The 408-nt window shown below is 67.9% G+C and carries 1 protein-coding gene; it reads right to left on the minus strand.

What is annotated here, in order from left to right; translation table 11 throughout:
• The coding region (locus tag AC1VNY_RS42795) for an alpha/beta hydrolase fold domain-containing protein (protein ID WP_482409722.1) at positions 1-385 on the minus strand (385 nt) is incomplete at its 3' end.
• Positions 386-408: the final 23 nt, after the last annotated feature.

Here is a 408-nt window from a genome sequence, read left to right on the forward strand (position 1 = left end):
GCATCGGATAAACCAGCGCGAGACCTCGGACGCCCGTCACCCCTTCGTCGCGCAACCGCATCGCGACACTCGCCGCGAGCGTCGCACCCGCGCTGTCGCCCGCGAGTTGCAGCGACGTCGGCACCAGACCGAATGGCAAGCGTCCATCGAGCGCGGCGCGCGTGACAGCCAGGCAATCGTCGTGAGCGGCGGGCGCTGGATGCTCGGGCGCAAGCCGGTAATCGACGGCGATCACGCATAGGCCCGTATCGGCCGCGATGCGCGCAGTGATCAGATCGTGGCTCGCGAGCGAGCCGACCACGAATCCCCCGCCATGAAAATAAAGCACCATGCCCGGCGAGCGCTCGCACCGCTCACGTTGGGCAGGCGCATAGAGGCGCAGCATGAAAGCATGGCCATCGGGCGACG

This window comes from Bradyrhizobium ferriligni (genome assembly GCF_056837965.1).